At 74.8% G+C, this 17,110-nt stretch carries 15 protein-coding genes and 1 tRNA gene; 10 read left to right on the forward strand and 6 right to left on the reverse strand.

Translation table 11 applies throughout. The features are described from left to right. Nucleotides 1-129: 129 nt before the first annotated feature. Nucleotides 130-2,337, reverse strand: coding sequence for an ATP-dependent Clp protease ATP-binding subunit (locus VF202_03300; GenBank protein ID HEX7039122.1), 2,208 nt, complete (start codon nt 2,335-2,337; stop codon nt 130-132). 184 nt (nt 2,338-2,521) lie between these two features. Here VF202_03300 and VF202_03305 point away from each other — a divergent pair, with 184 nt between their 5' ends. Next, nucleotides 2,522-3,382: a glycine--tRNA ligase subunit alpha gene (locus tag VF202_03305; protein ID HEX7039123.1), complete on the forward strand. Its 861-nt coding sequence runs from the start codon at nt 2,522-2,524 to the stop codon at nt 3,380-3,382. Nucleotides 3,383-3,506: 124 nt separating this feature from the next. After that, complete coding sequence (glyS, locus tag VF202_03310; protein HEX7039124.1) at nt 3,507-5,660, forward strand: glycine--tRNA ligase subunit beta; 2,154 nt, start codon at nt 3,507-3,509, stop codon at nt 5,658-5,660. Between the two features lie 59 nt (nt 5,661-5,719). Here glyS and VF202_03315 read toward each other — a convergent pair. Then, nucleotides 5,720-5,806: transfer RNA gene (locus tag VF202_03315), tRNA-Leu, on the reverse strand. A 126-nt stretch (nt 5,807-5,932) separates the two neighbouring features. On the opposite strand from VF202_03315, the gene VF202_03320 reads away from it, so the two are divergent. Beyond that, a complete protein-coding gene (locus VF202_03320) occupies nt 5,933-6,715 on the forward strand; it encodes an SDR family oxidoreductase (GenBank protein ID HEX7039125.1) in 783 nt (260 codons plus the stop codon). A gap of 71 nt (nt 6,716-6,786) precedes the next feature. On the opposite strand, the gene VF202_03325 is transcribed toward VF202_03320, so the two are convergent. Then, nucleotides 6,787-7,902 (reverse strand): aminopeptidase, encoded by a 1,116-nt coding sequence (locus VF202_03325; protein ID HEX7039126.1) that lies wholly within the window; start codon nt 7,900-7,902, stop codon nt 6,787-6,789. A gap of 32 nt (nt 7,903-7,934) precedes the next feature. Here VF202_03325 and VF202_03330 point away from each other — a divergent pair, with 32 nt between their 5' ends. The 5 genes from VF202_03330 (at nt 7,935) to VF202_03350 (ending at nt 12,340) form a co-directional block, all read left to right on the forward strand. After that, complete coding sequence (locus tag VF202_03330) at nt 7,935-8,645, forward strand: pseudouridine synthase (protein HEX7039127.1); 711 nt, start codon at nt 7,935-7,937, stop codon at nt 8,643-8,645. 50 nt (nt 8,646-8,695) lie between these two features. Further along, nucleotides 8,696-9,238 (forward strand): hypoxanthine phosphoribosyltransferase, encoded by a 543-nt coding sequence (gene hpt / locus VF202_03335; GenBank protein HEX7039128.1) that lies wholly within the window; start codon nt 8,696-8,698, stop codon nt 9,236-9,238. Further along, nucleotides 9,231-10,403 carry a M23 family metallopeptidase gene (locus VF202_03340; GenBank protein HEX7039129.1) on the forward strand — a complete coding sequence of 391 codons (1,173 nt, stop codon included), beginning with the start codon at nt 9,231-9,233 and terminating at the stop codon, nt 10,401-10,403. Before hpt ends, VF202_03340 begins: the two co-directional genes overlap by 8 nt. Nucleotides 10,404-10,457: 54 nt before the next feature. After that, nucleotides 10,458-11,465: a tryptophan--tRNA ligase gene (trpS, locus tag VF202_03345; GenBank protein ID HEX7039130.1), complete on the forward strand. Its 1,008-nt coding sequence runs from the start codon at nt 10,458-10,460 to the stop codon at nt 11,463-11,465. A 68-nt stretch (nt 11,466-11,533) separates the two neighbouring features. Next, entirely contained in the window at nt 11,534-12,340 is an 807-nt protein-coding gene (locus VF202_03350) for a hypothetical protein (protein HEX7039131.1), read from the forward strand. Between the two features lie 79 nt (nt 12,341-12,419). Here the strand turns inward: VF202_03350 and VF202_03355 are convergent, their stop codons facing one another. After that, nucleotides 12,420-13,658: a hypothetical protein gene (locus tag VF202_03355; protein ID HEX7039132.1), complete on the reverse strand. Its 1,239-nt coding sequence runs from the start codon at nt 13,656-13,658 to the stop codon at nt 12,420-12,422. A 95-nt stretch (nt 13,659-13,753) separates the two neighbouring features. Here VF202_03355 and VF202_03360 point away from each other — a divergent pair, with 95 nt between their 5' ends. After that, nucleotides 13,754-14,254: an HD domain-containing protein gene (locus tag VF202_03360; protein HEX7039133.1), complete on the forward strand. Its 501-nt coding sequence runs from the start codon at nt 13,754-13,756 to the stop codon at nt 14,252-14,254. Further along, entirely contained in the window at nt 14,251-15,543 is a 1,293-nt protein-coding gene (locus VF202_03365) for a folylpolyglutamate synthase/dihydrofolate synthase family protein (GenBank protein HEX7039134.1), read from the forward strand. Before VF202_03360 ends, VF202_03365 begins: the two co-directional genes overlap by 4 nt. A 111-nt stretch (nt 15,544-15,654) precedes the next feature. Here the strand turns inward: VF202_03365 and VF202_03370 are convergent, their stop codons facing one another. Both VF202_03370 and recO read right to left on the reverse strand, forming a co-directional pair. Continuing rightward, entirely contained in the window at nt 15,655-16,278 is a 624-nt protein-coding gene (locus VF202_03370; GenBank protein ID HEX7039135.1) for a glycerol-3-phosphate acyltransferase, read from the reverse strand. After that, nucleotides 16,275-17,048 (reverse strand): DNA repair protein RecO, encoded by a 774-nt coding sequence (gene recO / locus VF202_03375; GenBank protein ID HEX7039136.1) that lies wholly within the window; start codon nt 17,046-17,048, stop codon nt 16,275-16,277. The genes VF202_03370 and recO overlap by 4 nt, the downstream gene beginning before the upstream one ends. Between the last annotated feature and the right edge of the window lie 62 nt (nt 17,049-17,110).

The raw sequence follows: 17,110 nt of genomic DNA on the forward strand, positions 1-17,110 counted from the left end.
TCTCCGGCCCGCGGGCGCAGGGGCAGCATCGCCCCCAGCGTACCGTGAGCGGCCGCCCGGACGCGTGGCGGGGCCGGCATGCGCCCAGAGGGGGTCCCGCCGCGGCGGGGCGGGCGGTCTGCCGCGGCCTCAGACCAGCGGCACCGGGCGCGCGAAGACGGGCCTGCCGTCCTCGATGGTGACGAGCAGCGGCTCCTGCGAGCCGTGCGCGAGGATCTCGAGCGACAGCGGGTCCTCGATGTACTCGCGGATCACGCCCCTGAGCGGGCGCACGCTCTCGCCGGGCGGGAGCTTGTCGACGAGGAACTCCGCCACCTCCTGCGCGAACGTGACGTCGATGCCCCGGCTGGCGAGCTCGCGCCTGATCTCCTCGAGCGCCTGCCTGGCGATGACGACGATGTCGTCGCGCCCGAAGGTCTCGAAGACGATGACCTCGTCGAGGCGGTCGAGGAACTCGGGCGAGAACAGGTTCCTCAGCGGCACGTCGTGCCCCTGGCCGGCGTCGTCCTGGAAGCCCACGCCGCCGCCCCTGTTGAAGCCGGTGTTGCTCGTCATGATGAGGATCACGCGGCGGAAGTCGACGGTGCGTCCCAGGCCGTCGGTGAGGCGCCCGTCGTCGAGCACCTGCAGGAACGTGTTGTAGATGTCGGGGTGCGCCTTCTCGATCTCATCGAGCAGCACGACGCTGAAGGGCTGGCGGCGGACGGCCTCGGTGAGCCTGCCGCCCTGCTCGTGGCCCACGTACCCCGGCGGGGCGCCGATGAGCTTGCTTATCGAGTGGGCCTCCTGGAACTCGCTCATGTCGAGCCTTATGAGCGCCCGCTCGCTGCCGAACAGCTCGGTGGCGAGCTGCTTGGCGAGGAACGTCTTGCCGATGCCGGAGGGCCCGACGAAGAGGAACGACGCCGCCACGCGCGTGCGCCCGCCGAGGCCGACGCGGGCGCGCCTCAGCGCCGCGGCCAGCGACCTGATGGCGCGGTCCTGGCCGACGACCGTGCGCTTGAGGTTCTCCTCGATCGTGGCGAGCTTGGCGTCGTCCTGGTCGTCGACGTAGATGCCGCCCCACGAGTCGACGACGGCCTCGATGTCGGCGCGGCCGACGATGGGCGTGCCGTCCTCCTCCTCGAGCACGGGGAAGCCGAGCGACTTGTTCAGGCGCGTGCGCGAGGCGGCCTCGTCGATGAGGTCGATGGCCTTGTCGGGGAAGTTGCGGCCCGGCAGGCTGCGCTCGCCGTAGCGGACCGCCATCTGCAGCATCTCGTGGGGGATGACGACGCCGTGATGGGCCTCGTACTTCTCGCGCAGGCCCACGAGGATCTGCAGCGACTCCTCCGGCGTGGGCTCGAGGACGATCACGGGCTGGAAGCGGCGCTCGAGGGCCGCGTCCTTCTCGATGTAGCGGTGGTACTCGCCCGTAGTCGTGGCGCCGATGACCTGGATCTCGCCCCTCGAGAGGGGCGGCTTGAGGATGTTCGCGGCGTCGAGGGTGCCCTCGGCCCCGCCGGCCCCGACGAGCGTGTGCAGCTCGTCGATGAAGGCCACCACGCGGGCGCTCCTGAGCTCCTCGATGATCTGCTTGAGGCGCTCCTCGAACTCGCCCCGGTACTTCGTGCCGGCGACGATGTTCGAGAGGTCGATCGAGAGCACGCGCACGCCGTTCAGGTTGGGCGGCACGCGGCCCTCGACGATCGCCTGCGCCAGGCCCTCGACGATGGCCGTCTTGCCGACGCCGGGCTCGCCGATGAGCACGGGGTTGTTCTTCGTGCGCCGGCTGAGGATCTGGATGACCCGCCTGATCTCCTCGGTGCGGCCGATGACGGGGTCAAGCTTGCCCTCGGAGGCGGCCTTCGTGAGGTCGCGGGCGTACTCGTCGAGGAACGGCGTGTTGACGGTCTCGGCGTGGTTCTTCGGGTCGGCGGCGGCGAGGATGCGCCAGCGCACGGTGTCGACGTCGCGCGTGAGCTCCTGCAGGATGCGGTAGGCGACGCCGTCGCCCTCGCGGATGATCCCCAGGAGGATGTGCTCCGTGGCGATGACGTTCGAGCCGAGGCTGCGGGCCTCGCTGCCCGCCAGCTCCATGACGCGCCGCGCCCGCGGGGTTATCGACGCGGCCTCGTTGCGGGGCAGCCCGTCGCCGCGGCCGACCATGCTCTCGACCTGCGCCCTGAAGCCCTCCAGCGTGGCCCCGAACTCGGCCAGGACCTTGCTGGCGGTGCCGCCCTCGCGCATGAGGCCCAGGAGCAGGTGCTCCGGTCCGATCATCGCGTGCCCGAGCTTGCTTCCCTCCTCGCGCGCGAAATGGAAGACGAGCCGGGCTCTGTCGTCGTAGCGGTTCACGGTCTCCTCCGCGCGCCACCCGCGCTGGTCGAAAGAGGACGATGCTGACGGCGCATGATGCGCCTACCGGGCATGGTGCTATAGTACCCGCCTGCCCGCGAGCCGGGCACGACATTCATTACGATTCCGCGCGCCCGGCTTCAGCGAGGGCTCATCGTCGAGCGGGCGCGCCCGAGGGAACCAGGTGCTGCTCCAGGAGATCGTCTTCACCCTCGACCGGTTCTGGTCGGACCGCGGCTGCCTCATCGCGCCGCCCCACGACACGGAGGTGGGCGCCGGCACCTTCTACCCCACGACGTTCCTGCGCTCGCTGGGTCCCGAGCCGTGGCGCGTGGCCGGCATCGCGCCCAGCCGCCGACCCGTGGACGGCCGCTACGGCGACAACCCCTACAGGTTCCAGTACTTCTACCAGTACCAGGTGATCCTCAAGCCGTCGCCGGCCGACGTCCAGCAGCTCTACCTCGAGTCGCTGGCCGCCCTGGGCATCGACTTCGCCGCCCACGACATGCGCTTCGTCGAGGACGACTGGGAGTCGCCGACGCTGGGCGCCTGGGGCCTGGGCTGGGAGGTGTGGATGGACGGGATGGAGATCACCCAGTTCACCTACTTCCAGCAGGTCGGCGGCATCGACTGCCGTCCGGTGCCCGTCGAGCTCACCTACGGCCTGGAGCGCATCGCCATGTACCTGCAGGGCGCCAAGCACGCCTTCGACCTCGCCTTCTCCCGCGACGTGACGCTCGGCGAGCTCCGCCGCGACTTCGAGGTCCAGCACAGCCGCTACAACTTCGAGGCCTCCGACCCCGACCTGCTGCGCACGCTCTTCGACCGCTTCGAGGGCGAGGCCGAGCGGCTCATGGAGGACGGCCTCGTCTACCCGGGCTACGAGTTCGTCATGAGGTGCTCGCACGCGTTCAACCTGCTCGACGCCCGCGGCGTGCTCTCGCACGCCGAGCGGCAGGCGTACGTGCAGCGCGTGCGGCGCCTGGCCGAGACCGCCGCCAGGGCGTACCTGAAGCAGCGCGAGCCGGCGGGGGCGACGGCGTGAGGCGCGAGCCGCCGAAGACGGAGCGCTCCGCGGGAGCCGGCGCGGGCCAGGCGGTCCCTTCGAGCCGTGACCTGCCGTTCGGGGCCGGGGGCGAGGAGAGCCGCGCCGGCGAGGCGGTGTGGCCGTGAGCCGCGACCTGCTGTTCGAGATCGGCACTGAGGAGCTGCCGGCCTGGTACGTCACCGAGGGCTCGCGCGCCCTGGGGCCGCTCCTGGAGGAGCGCCTGCGCGCCGCCGGCCTGGCGCCGGTCCGCGTCACCGTCTACGGCACGCCCCGGCGCCTGGCCGCGCTGGCCACGGGCCTGCCGGAGCGCAGCGAGGAGCGGGTCGAGGAGCGCCGCGGGCCGAGCGCGGCGGTGGCGTTCGACGACGCCGGCGCCCCGACGCGGGCGGCGGAGGCGTTCGCCCGCTCCGCCGGCGTGCCCGTCGCGTCGCTGGAGCGGCGGCAGACCGAGAGGGGCGAGTACGTCTACGCCCGCGTCGTGCGCGGCGGCGAGCCCGCCGCCGCGGTCCTGCCCGCGCTGCTCGCCGGCGTGGTCGCGGACCTGCCGGCGCCGCGCAAGATGCGCTGGGGCGAGGTCGACACCCCGTTCGTGCGCCCCGTGGCCTGGCTCACGGCTCGCCTCGGCGACGAGGTCGTGCCCGTCGCCGCCGCCGGACACACGGCCGGGGGCGCGAGCCGCGGGCACAGGTTCCTCGCGCCGGGAGCGGTGGAGCTGGCGGCGCCCGGCGACTACGCCGCGTCGCTCAGGGGGGCCTGGGTGATCGCCGCCGAGGATGAGAGGCGCGAGGAGACGCTGCGCGCCGTCGGGGAGGCGGCCGCCGCGGAGGGCCTCGGGCCCGTCGTCGACGCGTCGCTGCTGGCCGAGGTGGCGAACCTCGTCGAGTGGCCGTTCCCCATCGTCGGGCGCTTCGACGACGAGTACCTGGAGCTCCCCGACGAGGTGCTGACGACCGTGATGGTCAAGCACCAGCGGTTCTTCCCGCTGCGGGCGCCGGACGGGAGGCTGGCGGCGCGGTTCGTCGGCGTCGCGAACAACCGCGTGCCCGACGAGGGCGTGGTCAGGCGCGGCTACGAGGACGTCCTCGCCGGACGCCTCTACGACGCGCGCTTCTTCTGGCGGGCCGACAGGGAGCGCTCGCTCTCCCAGCTCGCCTGGGCGCTCTCCGGCATCGCGTTCCAGCGCGACCTCGGCTCGATGGCCGACAAGACGGCGCGGGTCTCCAGCGGGGCGGAGGCCGTCGCCGACGCCGTCGCCCTGGGCGAGGAGGACCGCCGCGCGCTGGCCGGCGCGCTGCCGCTGTTCCGCGCCGACCTGGCCAGCCAGATGGTCTACGAGTTCCCCGAGCTCGAGGGCGACATGGCGCGGGCCTACGCGCTGGCCGAGGGCCAGCCGCCGGCCGTCGCCGACGTGCTGCGAGACGGCGTCAGGCCCAAGGGACCCGAGGCGCCGCTGCCGCTCACCGAGCCCGGCGCGGTCCTGGCCGTCGCCGACCGCCTCGACAAGCTCGTCGGCTTCTTCGCGCTGGGCAAGAGGCCCTCGGGCTCGGCGGACCCGTTCGGCCTGCGCCGCGACGCCCACGGGGTCGTGCGCGTGCTGGCCGACCGCGGCTGGCGCGCGTCCGTCGAGACGCTCGTCGAGGCCGCCGCCGGGGCCTACCGGGACGGACCGGTCACCGTCGACATGGGCACGATCGAGGCGGTGGCGGGCTTCGTCTGGGACCGCGTCGCGGCCCTGCTGGAGGAGCAGGGGTACCCCACGACCGTCGTGAGGGCGGCGACGCTGGGCAGCGCGACCGTGCTGGGGGCGCTGCGCCGGGCGCGGCTCCTCGCCCACCTGATGACCCGGCCGGAGTTCGCCGACCTGATGGCGCTCTACAAGCGCGCCGCGAACCTGGCCGAGCGCTACGAGCCCGAGGACCCCGAGGCCGAGCCGCGCGCGTCCGTCGACCCCGGCATGTTCGTCACCGACGAGGAGGGGCCGCTCTACGAGGCCCTCGACGAGGGCGCGTCCGGCGCGGCCGAGCTGCTGGCCGCCGCCGCCACGGCGGTGCCGCCGCACGACCCGGCCCGCGACGCCGGCTCCGGCGCGCCGTTCCCCGCCGACGTCGAGGCGCCGCTGGCGCGCCTGCTCGGACTGAAGGCGCCGCTCGACGCCTACCTCGACAACGTGCTGGTGATGGCCGAGGACGAGCGCGTGAGGCGCAACCGCCTGGCGCTCTTGGCCGCGGTCGTGGCGCCGCTGAGGCGCCTGGGGGCGCTGGAGCACCTGGCGTAGGGCGCCCAGCGCGGCCCTAGTACGGCGGCGCCCCGAGCCACGCTCGGGGCGCCTGTGCCTGGTGCCGAAGGTGGGACTTGAACCCACACGTCCTCGCGGACATACGACCCTGAATCGTACGCGTCTACCAGTTCCGCCACTTCGGCGCGGGCGGTCCCCGGCTCGCTGCCGGGGGCCGGCTCCACTCGCCGGCAAGTACGCAGTCTATCACGGCCCCGCGAGCGGGCTTCAAGCCGCCGCGACCCGGTTATCCTCCGCCCGGAGGGACCGGCTTGAGCACCGGGAGAGAAGGGGAGGCCAGGGCGCCCGTCGCCCTGGTGACCGGCGGCGCCAGCGGCATCGGCCTGGCGATCGTCAGGCGTCTGGCGGCGGACGGCTACGCCGTCGTCGCCACGGACCTGCCGGGCGCGGCGGGCCGTGGCGAGGTGGAGCGCGCCGGGGCCGCCTTCGTGGGCGCCGACCTCACCGAGGCGGGGGCGTGCGCCCGCGTCGTCGCGCAGGCCGTGCGCCTCCGCGGAGCCCTCGACGTGCTCGTCTGCTGCGCCGGCTACCAGCACATCGACCCCCTCGAGGCGTTCCCCGAGGAGCGCTGGCGGCACATGCTCGAGCTGATGCTCACGGCCCCGTTCCTGCTCACGAAGCACGCCTGGCCCCACCTCACCGCGAGCGGTCGCGGGAGGATCGTCCACGTCGGCAGCGCCCACAGCCTCGTCGCCAGCCCGTTCAAGGCCGCGTACGTCAGCGCCAAGCACGGGCTCGTCGGACTGGCGCGCACCACGGCGCTCGAGGGCGGGCCGCACGGCGTGACGTGCAACGTCGTCGCCCCGGCCTACACCCGCACGCCGCTGGTGGCGGCGCAGGTCGCCGACCAGGCGCGCACGCGCGGGATCGCCGAGCACGAGGTGGAGGAGCAGGTGTTCCTCAAGGACGTGGCGGTCAAACGGCTGCTCGAGCCGGAGGACGTCGCGTCCCTGGTGGCGTGGCTGGCCAGCGAGGAGGCGTGGGGAGCCACGGGGTCCGTCTACCCGCTCGACCTCGGCTGGACGGCCAGGTGAGCTGTCGGCGGACCGGGCGTCCCGGTCGGGGGCGTCCGCCGGCGCCCGCCGCCGGCGCCCGCCTGAGGCGCCTACTCCAGCCACAGCAGGCGGCCGTCCTCGAGGAACGGCTCGCCGTCCACGGTGACGCGGCCGCCCTCCCGCAGGTCGCACACGAGGTCCCAGTGGATCGCGCTGTCGTTGCGTCCGCCCGAGGACTCGTAGGAGCGCCCGAGGGCCAGGTGGACCGTGCCGAGGATCTTCTCGTCGAACAGGGTCTTCAGCGTCGGCACGCGGATGTGCGGGTTCGTGCCTATGCCGATCTCCCCCAGGTAGCGGGCGCCCTCGTCGGTGGCGAGCATGCCGTCGAGGAGGTCCTGTCCGCGGCGCGCCGTCGCCTCCACGACGCGCCCGTCCTCGAAGCGCAGGCTCACGTCCTCCACCACTGACCCGCGCACGGCGCTGGGCACCGTGAAGCGCACCACGCCCTCGGCGCTGTCCTCGAGCGGGCTCGTGAACACCTCGCCGGACGGCATGTTGCGCCGGCCGTCGGAGTTCGCCCAGGTGCGCCCCCTCACCCGCAGGCGCAGGTCCGTCCCCGGACCCTCGAGCCTGACCGCGTCGGCCGACGCTAGCCTCTCGACGAGCCGCTGCTGGCGCTCGCCCAGCTCCCGCCAACGCGCCGCGGGGTCCTCGTCGTAGAGGAACATCGCGTCGAAGACGAAGCGGCGGTAGGCGTCGGTGGACATGCCGGCCTCCTGCGCCGCCGCCGGGGTGGGGTAGAGGGTCGTGACCCAGCGGGTACGCTCGACGCGGTGCCTGTTGGCGGCGGCCAGGCGCTTGTCGAGGCGGGCGAGGCGCGACTGGTCCGCGCCGGCGGCCACGCGCGAGTTCTCGGGCGCCGCGACGCGGACGTAGGCCTGCATCAGCTCGATCTCGCGCTGCTGCACCGCGGCCTCCGAGGCGAGCAGCGCGTCGCTGGCCAGCTCGACGACGTCGGCCACGGCCTCGGGGTACTGCAGCCTGAGGAAGGGCTCGCCCCCGGCGGCGAGGACCGAGCGGCACAGCGCGCGCGCCAGGCCGGCCGCCGCCAGGTCGACGTTCAAGAGGACCCTGTCGCCCGGCTGGACGCGGACGCAGTAGCCGGTGAGGAGCGCCGCGTAGCGCTCGGTCAGCATGTCGATCGCAGGTCTCGGTGCCTCGCTCACGGTCCCCGATGGTACCGGCCTAACATGCTCGCGTGGGAGGGCCGCAGAGGCTGCAGAGGCTCATGGCCCGCGCCGGCGTGGCCAGCCGCCGCAAGGCGGAGGAGCTCATCGCCGCCGGGCGCGTGACCGTCAACGGCCGCGTGGCGTCGCTCGGGGACGTGGCGACGGAGGGCGACGACGTCAGGGTCGACGGCCGTCCGCTGCCGCCGCCGGCGCGCGCGGTGACCTACCTGCTCAACAAGCCGCGGGGCTACGTCACGACCGCGAGCGACGAGCACGGGCGCCCCACGGTCATGGAGCTGGTGCCGGCCGTGCCGGGCCTGCACCCCGTCGGCCGGCTCGACCTCGACTCCGAGGGGCTGCTGCTGCTCACCACGGTGGGCGAGCTGACCCTGCGCCTGACGCACCCGCGGTTCCGGCACGAGAAGGAGTACCGGGTGTGGACCGACCCGCCGCACGTCTCCGAGGACGCGCTGGCGCGGCTGCGCGCCGGCGTCGCGCTGGAGGACGGCCCGGCCGTGGCCGTGCGGGCCGAGCGCGCTCCCGCGGGCGCGGTCGTCGTGCTCCGCGAGGGCCGCAAGCGCCAGGTGAGGCGGATGTTCGCGTCCGTGGGCCACGAGGTCGTCAGGCTGGTGCGCACGCGCGTCGCCCACCTCGAGCTCGGCGACGTCCCGCCCGGCGGCTACAGGGAGCTGACCCCGGAGGAGGCCGCGGCCCTGGTGGCCGGCGAGCCGCTGGTATGATCGGCGCGGCCCGGCCGCGGCCGGGCCCGTCAGGAGCCGCGGTCTCGAACATGTCAGAGGAAAGCCACTTCAAGCCCGGCCCCGGCGTCGTCCAGATCTCGCAGGCGGACATCGCCAGGCGCGTCGCGGAGCTCGGCGCCGAGATCAGGCGCGACTACCAGGGCAAGCCCCTCCACCTCATCGCCGTGCTCAACGGCGCGTTCATCTTCATGGCCGACCTGGTCAGGGCCATAGACATGCCGCTGTCGGTCGACTTCCTCTCCGTGTCGAGCTACGGCTCCGGCACGAAGACGTCGGGCCGCGTGAAGCTCATCAAGGACCTCGACCTGCCCATCAAGGACAAGCACGTGATCCTCGTCGAGGACATCGTCGACACGGGCGTGACGATGGACTACCTGCTGCGGTACCTGCAGAACCATCGGCCGGCCAGCGTGAGGGTCGCCGCGCTGCTGTCGAAGCCGGCGCGCCGCCGGGTGGAGGTGCCCGTCCACTACCTCGGCTTCACGATCGACGACGCCTTCGTCTACGGCTACGGGCTCGACGTCGACCACAAGTACAGGAACCTCCCGTTCGTGACGAGCCAGGATGGCTGAGGCCGGCGAGGGGGCCGGCATGAGGTCCCGCCTGCGCCGGCTGGCCCTCAACGCCCTGGCCCTCCTGGCCCTCGCCCTGGCCACGCTGTCGGTCTCGGCGGCGCTGCGCGACGTCGACCCGCCGCGGCTCTACTACGAGGCCCCGGGCCGCGTGCCGGAGGGCGCCAGCGTCGAGCTCTTCGTCAGCGCCGACGAGCCCGTCACCTACGTCGTCGACTACGCCGGCGAGGAGCTGCGCGAGGTCGCGCAGGACCACGTCTTCGTGCTCACCGCCGCGCCCGGCGTGAACGAGGTGTGGGTGAGCGCCACCGACGCCGCCGGCAACGAGACGGTCGTGAGGCTGAGCGTCGAGGGGGTGGAGCCCGTCGACGTGAAGGTGACGGCGGCCGGCGAGCTGCGCGCCGGCGACCCTCTGGGCGTGACCGTGGCCATCGACGAACACGGCGCCCGCGTGACCGACGTGTTCGCCGCCTTCGCGGGCGTGGCGTTGCCGCTCTGGCCCGACGGCGCAGTGCTGCGCGCCGTCGCCGCCACCCCGTTCGGGGTCGAGCCGGCCGAGAGCGAGCTGGAGGTCTCCGTCACCGACGAGTTCGGCCGCGTCGTCACCGCCACCGTGCCCGTGACGCTCGAGCCGCTGGCCGTGACGGTCGAGCAGCTCCGGATCGCGCCGAGCGTCCTGGCGGCCGTGACGCCGGAGGCCCAAGCCATGGAGCGGGAGCTGATGGAGGCGGGCGTGGCCGCCGGCGCACCGCGGCCCCTGTGGAGCGAGCCGTTCCTGATGCCGATCACGGGTCGGGAGACGAGCGGCTTCGCCGACGCGCGCCGCTACGTCGCCGGCGGACGCGTCTCCTACCACAACGGGCTCGACATCGCCGCCCCGCAGGGCACGCCCGTGGCGGTCGCGAACGACGGCGTCGTCGTCGTCGCCGGCCAGTACCCGGTGAAGGGGGGCTGGGTGATGGTCGACCACGGCTTCGGGGTGTTCAGCCACTACTTCCACATGAGCCGCATAGACGTGCAGGTCGGGCAGGAGGTGTCGCGCGGCGAGGTGATCGGCGCGGTCGGCAGCACCGGGCTCGCCACCGGCCCCCACCTGCACTGGGAGGTGCGCGTGGGCCTCGCGCCCACGAACCCGCTCGAGTGGGTCGACAGGGCCTGGCCGTGAGCGTCGTCTAGGCGGCCGCGGACGCTGCGCCGGCCCTGCGTATACTTGCCCCTCATGGAAGCTCCTCCCCGTCGCCCGCGCGTCTTCTCCGGCGTCCAGCCCACCGGGGTCCTCCACCTGGGCAGCTACGTCGGGGCGCTGCGCCAGTGGGTCGCTCGCCAGGACGAGCGCGACAACGTCTTCTGCGTCGTCGACCTCCACGCGCTGACGATCCCCGAGGCCGTCGACCCGCGCCAGCTCAGGGAGCGGGTGCGCTCCACGGCCGCGCAGTTCCTGGCGGCCGGCATCGACCCCGAGAAGAGCGTGATCTTCGTGCAGTCGCACGTCCGCGAGCACTCCGAGCTGTCGTGGCTGCTCTCGTGCGTCACGCCCCTCGGCTGGCTCTACCGCATGACCCAGTTCAAGGCCAAGTCGGAGGGACGCGAGAGCGTGGGGACGGGGCTGCTCGTCTACCCGGTCCTGCAGGCGGCCGACATCCTGCTCTACGACACCGACGTCGTGCCCGTAGGCGAGGACCAGGTGCAGCACATCGAGCTGACGCGCGACGTCGCCACGCGCTTCAACCGCCTCTTCGGCGACACCTTCGTCCTGCCGAGGGCCGAGGTGCCGCAGGTCGGCGCGCGGATCATGGGCTTCGACGACCCCACCGTGAAGATGTCGAAGAGCATCGCGGTGGAGCGGCCGGGCCACGCCATAAGCCTGCTCGACGACCCCGACACCGTCAGGCGCGTGGTCATGTCAGCCGTCACCGACTCGGGGCGCGAGCTCAGGTACGAGCACGCCTCGCCTGGCGTGAGGAACCTGCTCACGATCGCCCACGTCGCGAGCGGCAGGCCGATCGCCGACATCGAGGCGGAGCTCGAGGGCGGCGGCTACGGGACCCTCAAGAAGCTCGTCGTGCAGGCCGTGAACGACATGCTCGCGCCGCTGCAGCGCCGCTACCGCGAGTACATGGACGACCCCGCCAGCCTCGACGCCGTGCTGCGGCGGGGCGCCGACCGCGCGCGGGAGGTCGCGGCCCGCACCCTGCGCCGCGCCCAGGACGCCCTGGGGGTCGGCTGACGGGCCGAGTCCTCTTCCTCTTCCTCGACGGGGTGGGCGTGCCGCCTCCCGGCGCGGCCGGGAGCCCGGTGCTCGAGGCCGCCACGCCGACCCTCGCCGCCATGCGCGCCGGGGCGGTGGACGCGCCCGCCGTGTACCGGGAGCTCGACGCGACCCTCGGCCACCCTGGCCTGCCCCAGTCGGCGACGGGGCAGTCGACGCTGCTCACCGGCGTCAACGCCGCCGACGCGATGAGCGGCCACTACGGACCCTGGCCGGGACCGACGCTGCGGCGGCTCCTCGACGCCGGCAGCGTCTTCGCCGACGCCGCCCGCGCGGGCGGGGCGAGCCTGGCCAACGCCTACCCGCCCGGCTACTTCGCCGCCCGCGAGGCCGGGAGGGTCAGGCCGAACGCCGTCGCCTACGCCGCGCTGGCCGCGGGGCTCAGGCAGCGCGGCGAGGCCGAGTACGCCGCCGGCGAGGCGGTCCCCTCCGACCTGCATGGCGCCCACCTGGGGCGCGAGGGGGGCCCGCTGGGCCCCGAGGGCTCGGCGCGCGTGCTCAGCGAGCTCGCGGCGCGTCACGCGCTCACCCTGCTCGACGTCTGGCTCACGGACGCTTACGGCCACGCCCGGGACTACGCCGGCGCCAAGGGCCTCCTGGAGCGCCTGGACACCGCCCTGCGCTTCCTGGTCGCCGACCCGCTCGGGGCCGTGGCGCGCGGCGTCACGCTGCTGATCACCTCCGACCACGGCAACGTCGAGGACCTGAGCGTGCCGACCCACACGCGCAACCCCGTGCCGCTCTACGCCGTCGGCCCGGGGGCGGAGGCGTTCGCCGGCGCGAGCAGCCTGCTCGACGTCGCGCCGGCGCTCAGGGAGCTGCTGGCGGGCTAGCGGGCCCTGACCGCGGTGCCGCCCGGGCGCGGACCCGTCCCGCTGCCCGCCGCGGACCGCCCGGCGGCCGGGGGACGGCTCAGAACCCGAGGATCAGCGCCGCGGCCTCGAACCAGGCGGCGGCGACCAGCAGGACGAGCGCCGCGGGCAGCGTCGAGAGGAGCTTGCGGAAGCCCGCCGCGAGGCCGCCGAAGCCGCCCCGCCACACGGTGGCGAGCAGCATGCCGCCGCCCGCGACGACGAGGAAGTAGGAGGTCAGCTCGAGCACGAGCACGACCAGCAGGACGAGGAGCTGCGCCCCGGCGCCGCCGCCGATCATCCCGAACGGCACGCCCTGGACGAAGAACGAGAACGCGGCGTAGAGGTACGCCGGCACGCCCAGCACGGCGGCGAGCGTGAACGTCACCGACAGCGTGACGACGACGAAGTTCTGGTAGAAGGTCACGACCGCGGCGCGGGGCACGTCGCCGCTGCCGTAGGCGGCCGTGGCGCCCAGCGAGGTGATCGCGCCCTCGACGATCTCCACGATGGCGACGTCGCAGGAGTCCGGCAGCGTCGTGCCCGCCAGCACGCCCAGCCCGAACACGGCGTAGAGGGCGAGGACCGTGATCACGACGAGGCGACGGTGCTCGCTGACGGCCGCGCGCGTGGACGCGAGCCAGCGGCGCAGCGGCGAGCCCGGCTGCGCCAGCATGAACGCGACGATCACGCTGAGGGCGATGAACCCGAAGGCCGCCGATGGCGTCTGCAGCCACGCCCTCACGCCTCCGGGCTCGGTGCTCGAGAGGAAGCCCACGCGCACGGCCTCCCAGCCGCCGTCGGCCGGCGCCAGCCGCACCTCGACGAGGTCGAGCTGGCCGTCCGGCCGCGACGCCGGGTACGTGAACACCCTGACGTCCCCGTCCTCTGGCGTCGTGCGCTCCACCCGGTCGTCCAGGTTCACCTCGGTGCCGGGAGGGGGCGGCGGCTCGGAGACGATGCCGGGCAGCTCGCGGCAGAGCTGCTCGGCGTCGAGCCCGGCGAGCCTCTCGAGGTTGATGGGCTGCCGCGCCAGCCACTCGCGCACGGCCTCGTCGGCGGCCGCCTCGGCCGAGGACGCCGGGGTAGGGGAGGCCGCCTCGCCGGCCGGGTCCGCGGGCGCGTCCGGCACCGCGGGCGCCGACCGCGCGGGGGGCGCCGCGGCGACAGCGGGGCCCTCGCCGGCCGCCTGTCCGTCGGCCACGCCCGGCGCGGCCTGCGCCGCCGTCCACGACAGCGCGGCGGCCAGCAGCAGCGCGGCGAGGTGCGTGACGAGCGAGCGTGACGTGCTTCGGGACATGCTCCGGTGCGCCTTCCTGCGACGGGGAGCCGCTGGGCGCCAGCATACAGGGGCGGCGTGGGTCCTCCGGCGGGCCCGCGCTAGACTCGGCGTCCGTGAGGTGGAGCGCCAGGTGGGCCCTCAACGCCGCCCTCAGGACCCTGCAGGCGGCGTTCCCCGCGCTCGCCGACCCCGACGACGAGTGGGCGCTCGCGGTCCTCGAGCCCGCCGAGCGGCGCCTCTACGCCGCGATGCCGCCGGCGGAGCGGGCGCACGCGGTGAAGGTCGCGCGCTGCCTGGCCTCGCGACGCCCCGACGCGCCGCGAGAGGCGCTGCGGGCGGCGCTGCTCCACGACGTGGGCAAGGCGGGCAGCAGCGGCCACGTCGCGCACCGCGTCCTCGCCCACCTGCTCCCCGAGCCCGACGTGCCGCCGGAGCCGCGCCTGAGCGGGCTGGCCGGCGCCAGGCAGGCGCGTCGCCACCACGCCGCCTACGGCGCGCTGATGGTCCTCGACGCCTCCGCCGACGCCAGGGTCGCGTGGCTCGTCAGGCACCACCACGACCCGCGCGGCGACGCCGAGGCGGAGCTGATCAAGGCCTGCGACGAGGACACGTGAAGAGCACGCCGGCGCTCGACTGGCTCTTCGGCCTCCAGCGCTTCGGCATGCGCCCGGGCCTGGAGAGGGTCGGGGCGCTGCTGGCCGCGGAGGGCCTGCCGGCGCCGGGCACGCGCGTCGTGCTGGTCGCGGGCACGAACGGCAAGGGCTCGGTCGCGCGGCTCGTCGCCGCGGCTCTCACGGCGTCGGGGAGGCGCACCGGCTCGTTCTTCAGCCCGCACCTCGAGCGCGTAGGCGAGCGGGTGCGCGTCGACGGCGAGGAGTCGACGACCGCGTCGCTGGAGGACGCCGTCGCCGCCGTGAGGCCGGCGGCAGAGCGCCTGGGCTGCACGTTCTTCGAGGTCGTGACCGCCGCGGCCCTGCACCGTTTCCGCGAGGAGGGCGTGGGCTGGGCGGTCATGGAGGCTGGCATGGGCGGCCGCTACGACGCCACGAACGCGCTCGACCCGGTGCTCGCGGTGATCACCGGCGTCGCGCTCGACCACCAGGCCGTCCTGGGCGACACGGTCGAGGCCATCGCCCGCGACAAGGCCGGCGTGCTGCGGCCCGGCGTGCCGGCGGTCACGGGCGCGCGGGGTGAGGCCCTGGCGGCCATCGCGTCGGAGGCCGCGGCGCTGGGCGCGCCGCTCCTCGCGCTGGGCCGCGACTTCCGCGTGGCCGTGGGGCGTGCCGGCTGGGACGGCGTCGAGGCGACCGTCGCCGGGAGCGTGGCCGGGCTCCCCCTCGCGCTGCGCTCGCCCCTCGTCGGCGCGCACCAGGCGCGCAACCTCGCGGTCGCGTCCGTGGCGTCGCTGGTCCTCGGGGTCGAGGGCGAGGCGGTGCGCGACGCCTTCGCGCACACCGCCTGGCCGGGTCGGCTCGAGAGGATCGACGCGGACCGAGCCTGGGTGCTCGACGGCGCCCACAACCCTGAGGCCGCCGCGGCCCTCGCCGCGGCGCTCGACGAGCTCTGCGCCGAGCCGGCCGCCCTCGTCGTGGGCGTCTCGCGCGACAAGGACCTCGCGGGCGTGCTGGGGCCGCTCGTGAGGCGCGCGCGGCTCGTGGTGGCGACGCGGGCGTCCTCGTCGCCGCGCGCCGCGCTGCCCTCCGAGCTGGCCGCGTCCGCGAGGCGGGCCGGCGCCGCGGGCGCGGTGCGCGAGGCGCCGGACGCGGCGGCCGCCCTGGGCCTCGCCAGGGACCTCACGCGCGAGGGCGACCTCGTGCTCGTCGCGGGGTCGCTGTTCCTGGTGGGGGAGGTCAGGTCGCTGCTGCGGGGCGAGGCGCCGGAGGGCAGGGAGCGCTGGCAGTGAGGGCGGGCGATGCCGCACGCGTCCGCCGGGGTCGTCCCCGCGGGTCCGCGGGCGGCGCCGCGCGGCCGCGCACCGTCGCCGGCCGGCCGGCGCGCGCGGGCGGCGCGGGGTCTAGCCCGGTTCCTGCCGGTAGCCGCGCCGCGCCCGCCACCGGCCGACCGCCAGCCTGACGAGGCCGACGACGGACATCGCCGCCACCACCGTCGTCGCGGTGAACGTGGCCTCGCGGGGCCAGCCCTGCCTGTCGAGCGCGAGCAGCACCACGACGGGGAAGAGGACGATCGTGACGAGCATGGCCGCGTCGCCGTCGCGCACGAGCAGCAGCAGGGCGACGAGGAGGACCAGGCCGTAGAGCGGCGGCGCCGGGTGCACGACGAGCAGGGCGCCGAACGCCGTCGCCAGGCCCTTGCCGCCGCGGAAGCCCACGTAGGGGGAGAAGCAGTGCCCCGCCACGGACCCGAGCGCGCCGAGGAGCGAGGCGAGGAGCGGGTCCTGGCCGGGCTCGAGGCCGGCGAGGAGGCCCCCGAGGAACGCCGCCAGCGCCCCCTTGCCGGCGTCGACGAGCAGGACGGCCACGCCCAGGGCCGGCGCCACGTTGCGCGCGGTGTTCATCGCCCCCATCGAGCCGGAGCCGACCGCGAAGACGTCCTTGCCGCGCGCCCTGGCCAGCAGGTAGGCGGTGGGGAAGCCGCCCAGCAGGTAGCCGAGCGCCAGCGCCACGAGCGGCGCGCTCACGTGACCGGCGCCGCGGACCCGGCCGGAGGCAGGTTCGCGAGGCTGTTCAGCTCGCGCACGTGGTAGCCGACGTGGCGGGAGAGCACGCGCCAGTGCAGCTCGCGCGCGCGCGGGGGGCGCGACAGCGCCTCGCGCATCGGCGCCTCGACGAGGTCGGCGAGCTCGGCGGACCCCTCCTCGCCGACGTAGCTGGCGCTCGCGCCGGGGGGCAGGCCGCCGCTCGGCCCGTCCCGCATCGCGCAGCCGTCGCACTCGAGGCCGCCGGCCTCGGGGTCGTAGGCGACGAGCGGGCCGGCGGACCCGCAGCGCGCGCAGCGGCTCACGGTGGGCGCCAGGCCGGCGAGGCCGAGGAGGCGCCACGAGTAGATCAGGGCCACGTGCTCGGGGTCGTGGTGCTTGACGAGCCCGCGCAGGCCGCTCGCCAGGTACTCGTGCACCCGCTCGCCGAGGTGGACGTCGACCGTGAGGGCGTCGACGAGCTCGGCGAGGAGGTTCGCGTACGGGTAGACGTCCGGTCGGCTCAGCCCGGTCAGCGCGCCGCCGAGCTGCACCTGCGTGATGAGGGCCAGGTCCTCGTCGCGCTTGCGGTAGTACTGCAGCGTGACGTCGTGGAAGAGGCTGAGCTTCCCGAGGTTGCCGCCGGGCAGCTTGCCCTTGCGCGCCACGCCGCGCCACTTGCCCTCGTGCGACAGCAGCGTGACCACGAGGTCGCCGCTGGGCAGCGGCTTCCGCCTTATGACGATGCCGTCGGTGACGGTGTAGCGCCGCACGACACAGTGTACGGCGGGAGGACGGGGAGCCTGGTGCCGCCCGCGGCGCGCCATGCTCCGCG

This window comes from Trueperaceae bacterium (assembly GCA_036381035.1).
Lineage (GTDB): Bacteria > Deinococcota > Deinococci > Deinococcales > Trueperaceae > DASRWD01.

Coding starts and splice junctions, on each gene's coding strand:
- VF202_03340 (HEX7039129.1), top strand. CDS start 9,231: ATGGCTGAGGCCGGCGAGGGGGCCGGCATGAGGTCCCGCCTGCGCCGG.
- VF202_03355 (HEX7039132.1), bottom strand. CDS start 13,658: ATGTCCCGAAGCACGTCACGCTCGCTCGTCACGCACCTCGCCGCGCTG.
- hpt (HEX7039128.1), top strand. CDS start 8,696: ATGTCAGAGGAAAGCCACTTCAAGCCCGGCCCCGGCGTCGTCCAGATC.
- trpS (HEX7039130.1), top strand. CDS start 10,458: ATGGAAGCTCCTCCCCGTCGCCCGCGCGTCTTCTCCGGCGTCCAGCCC.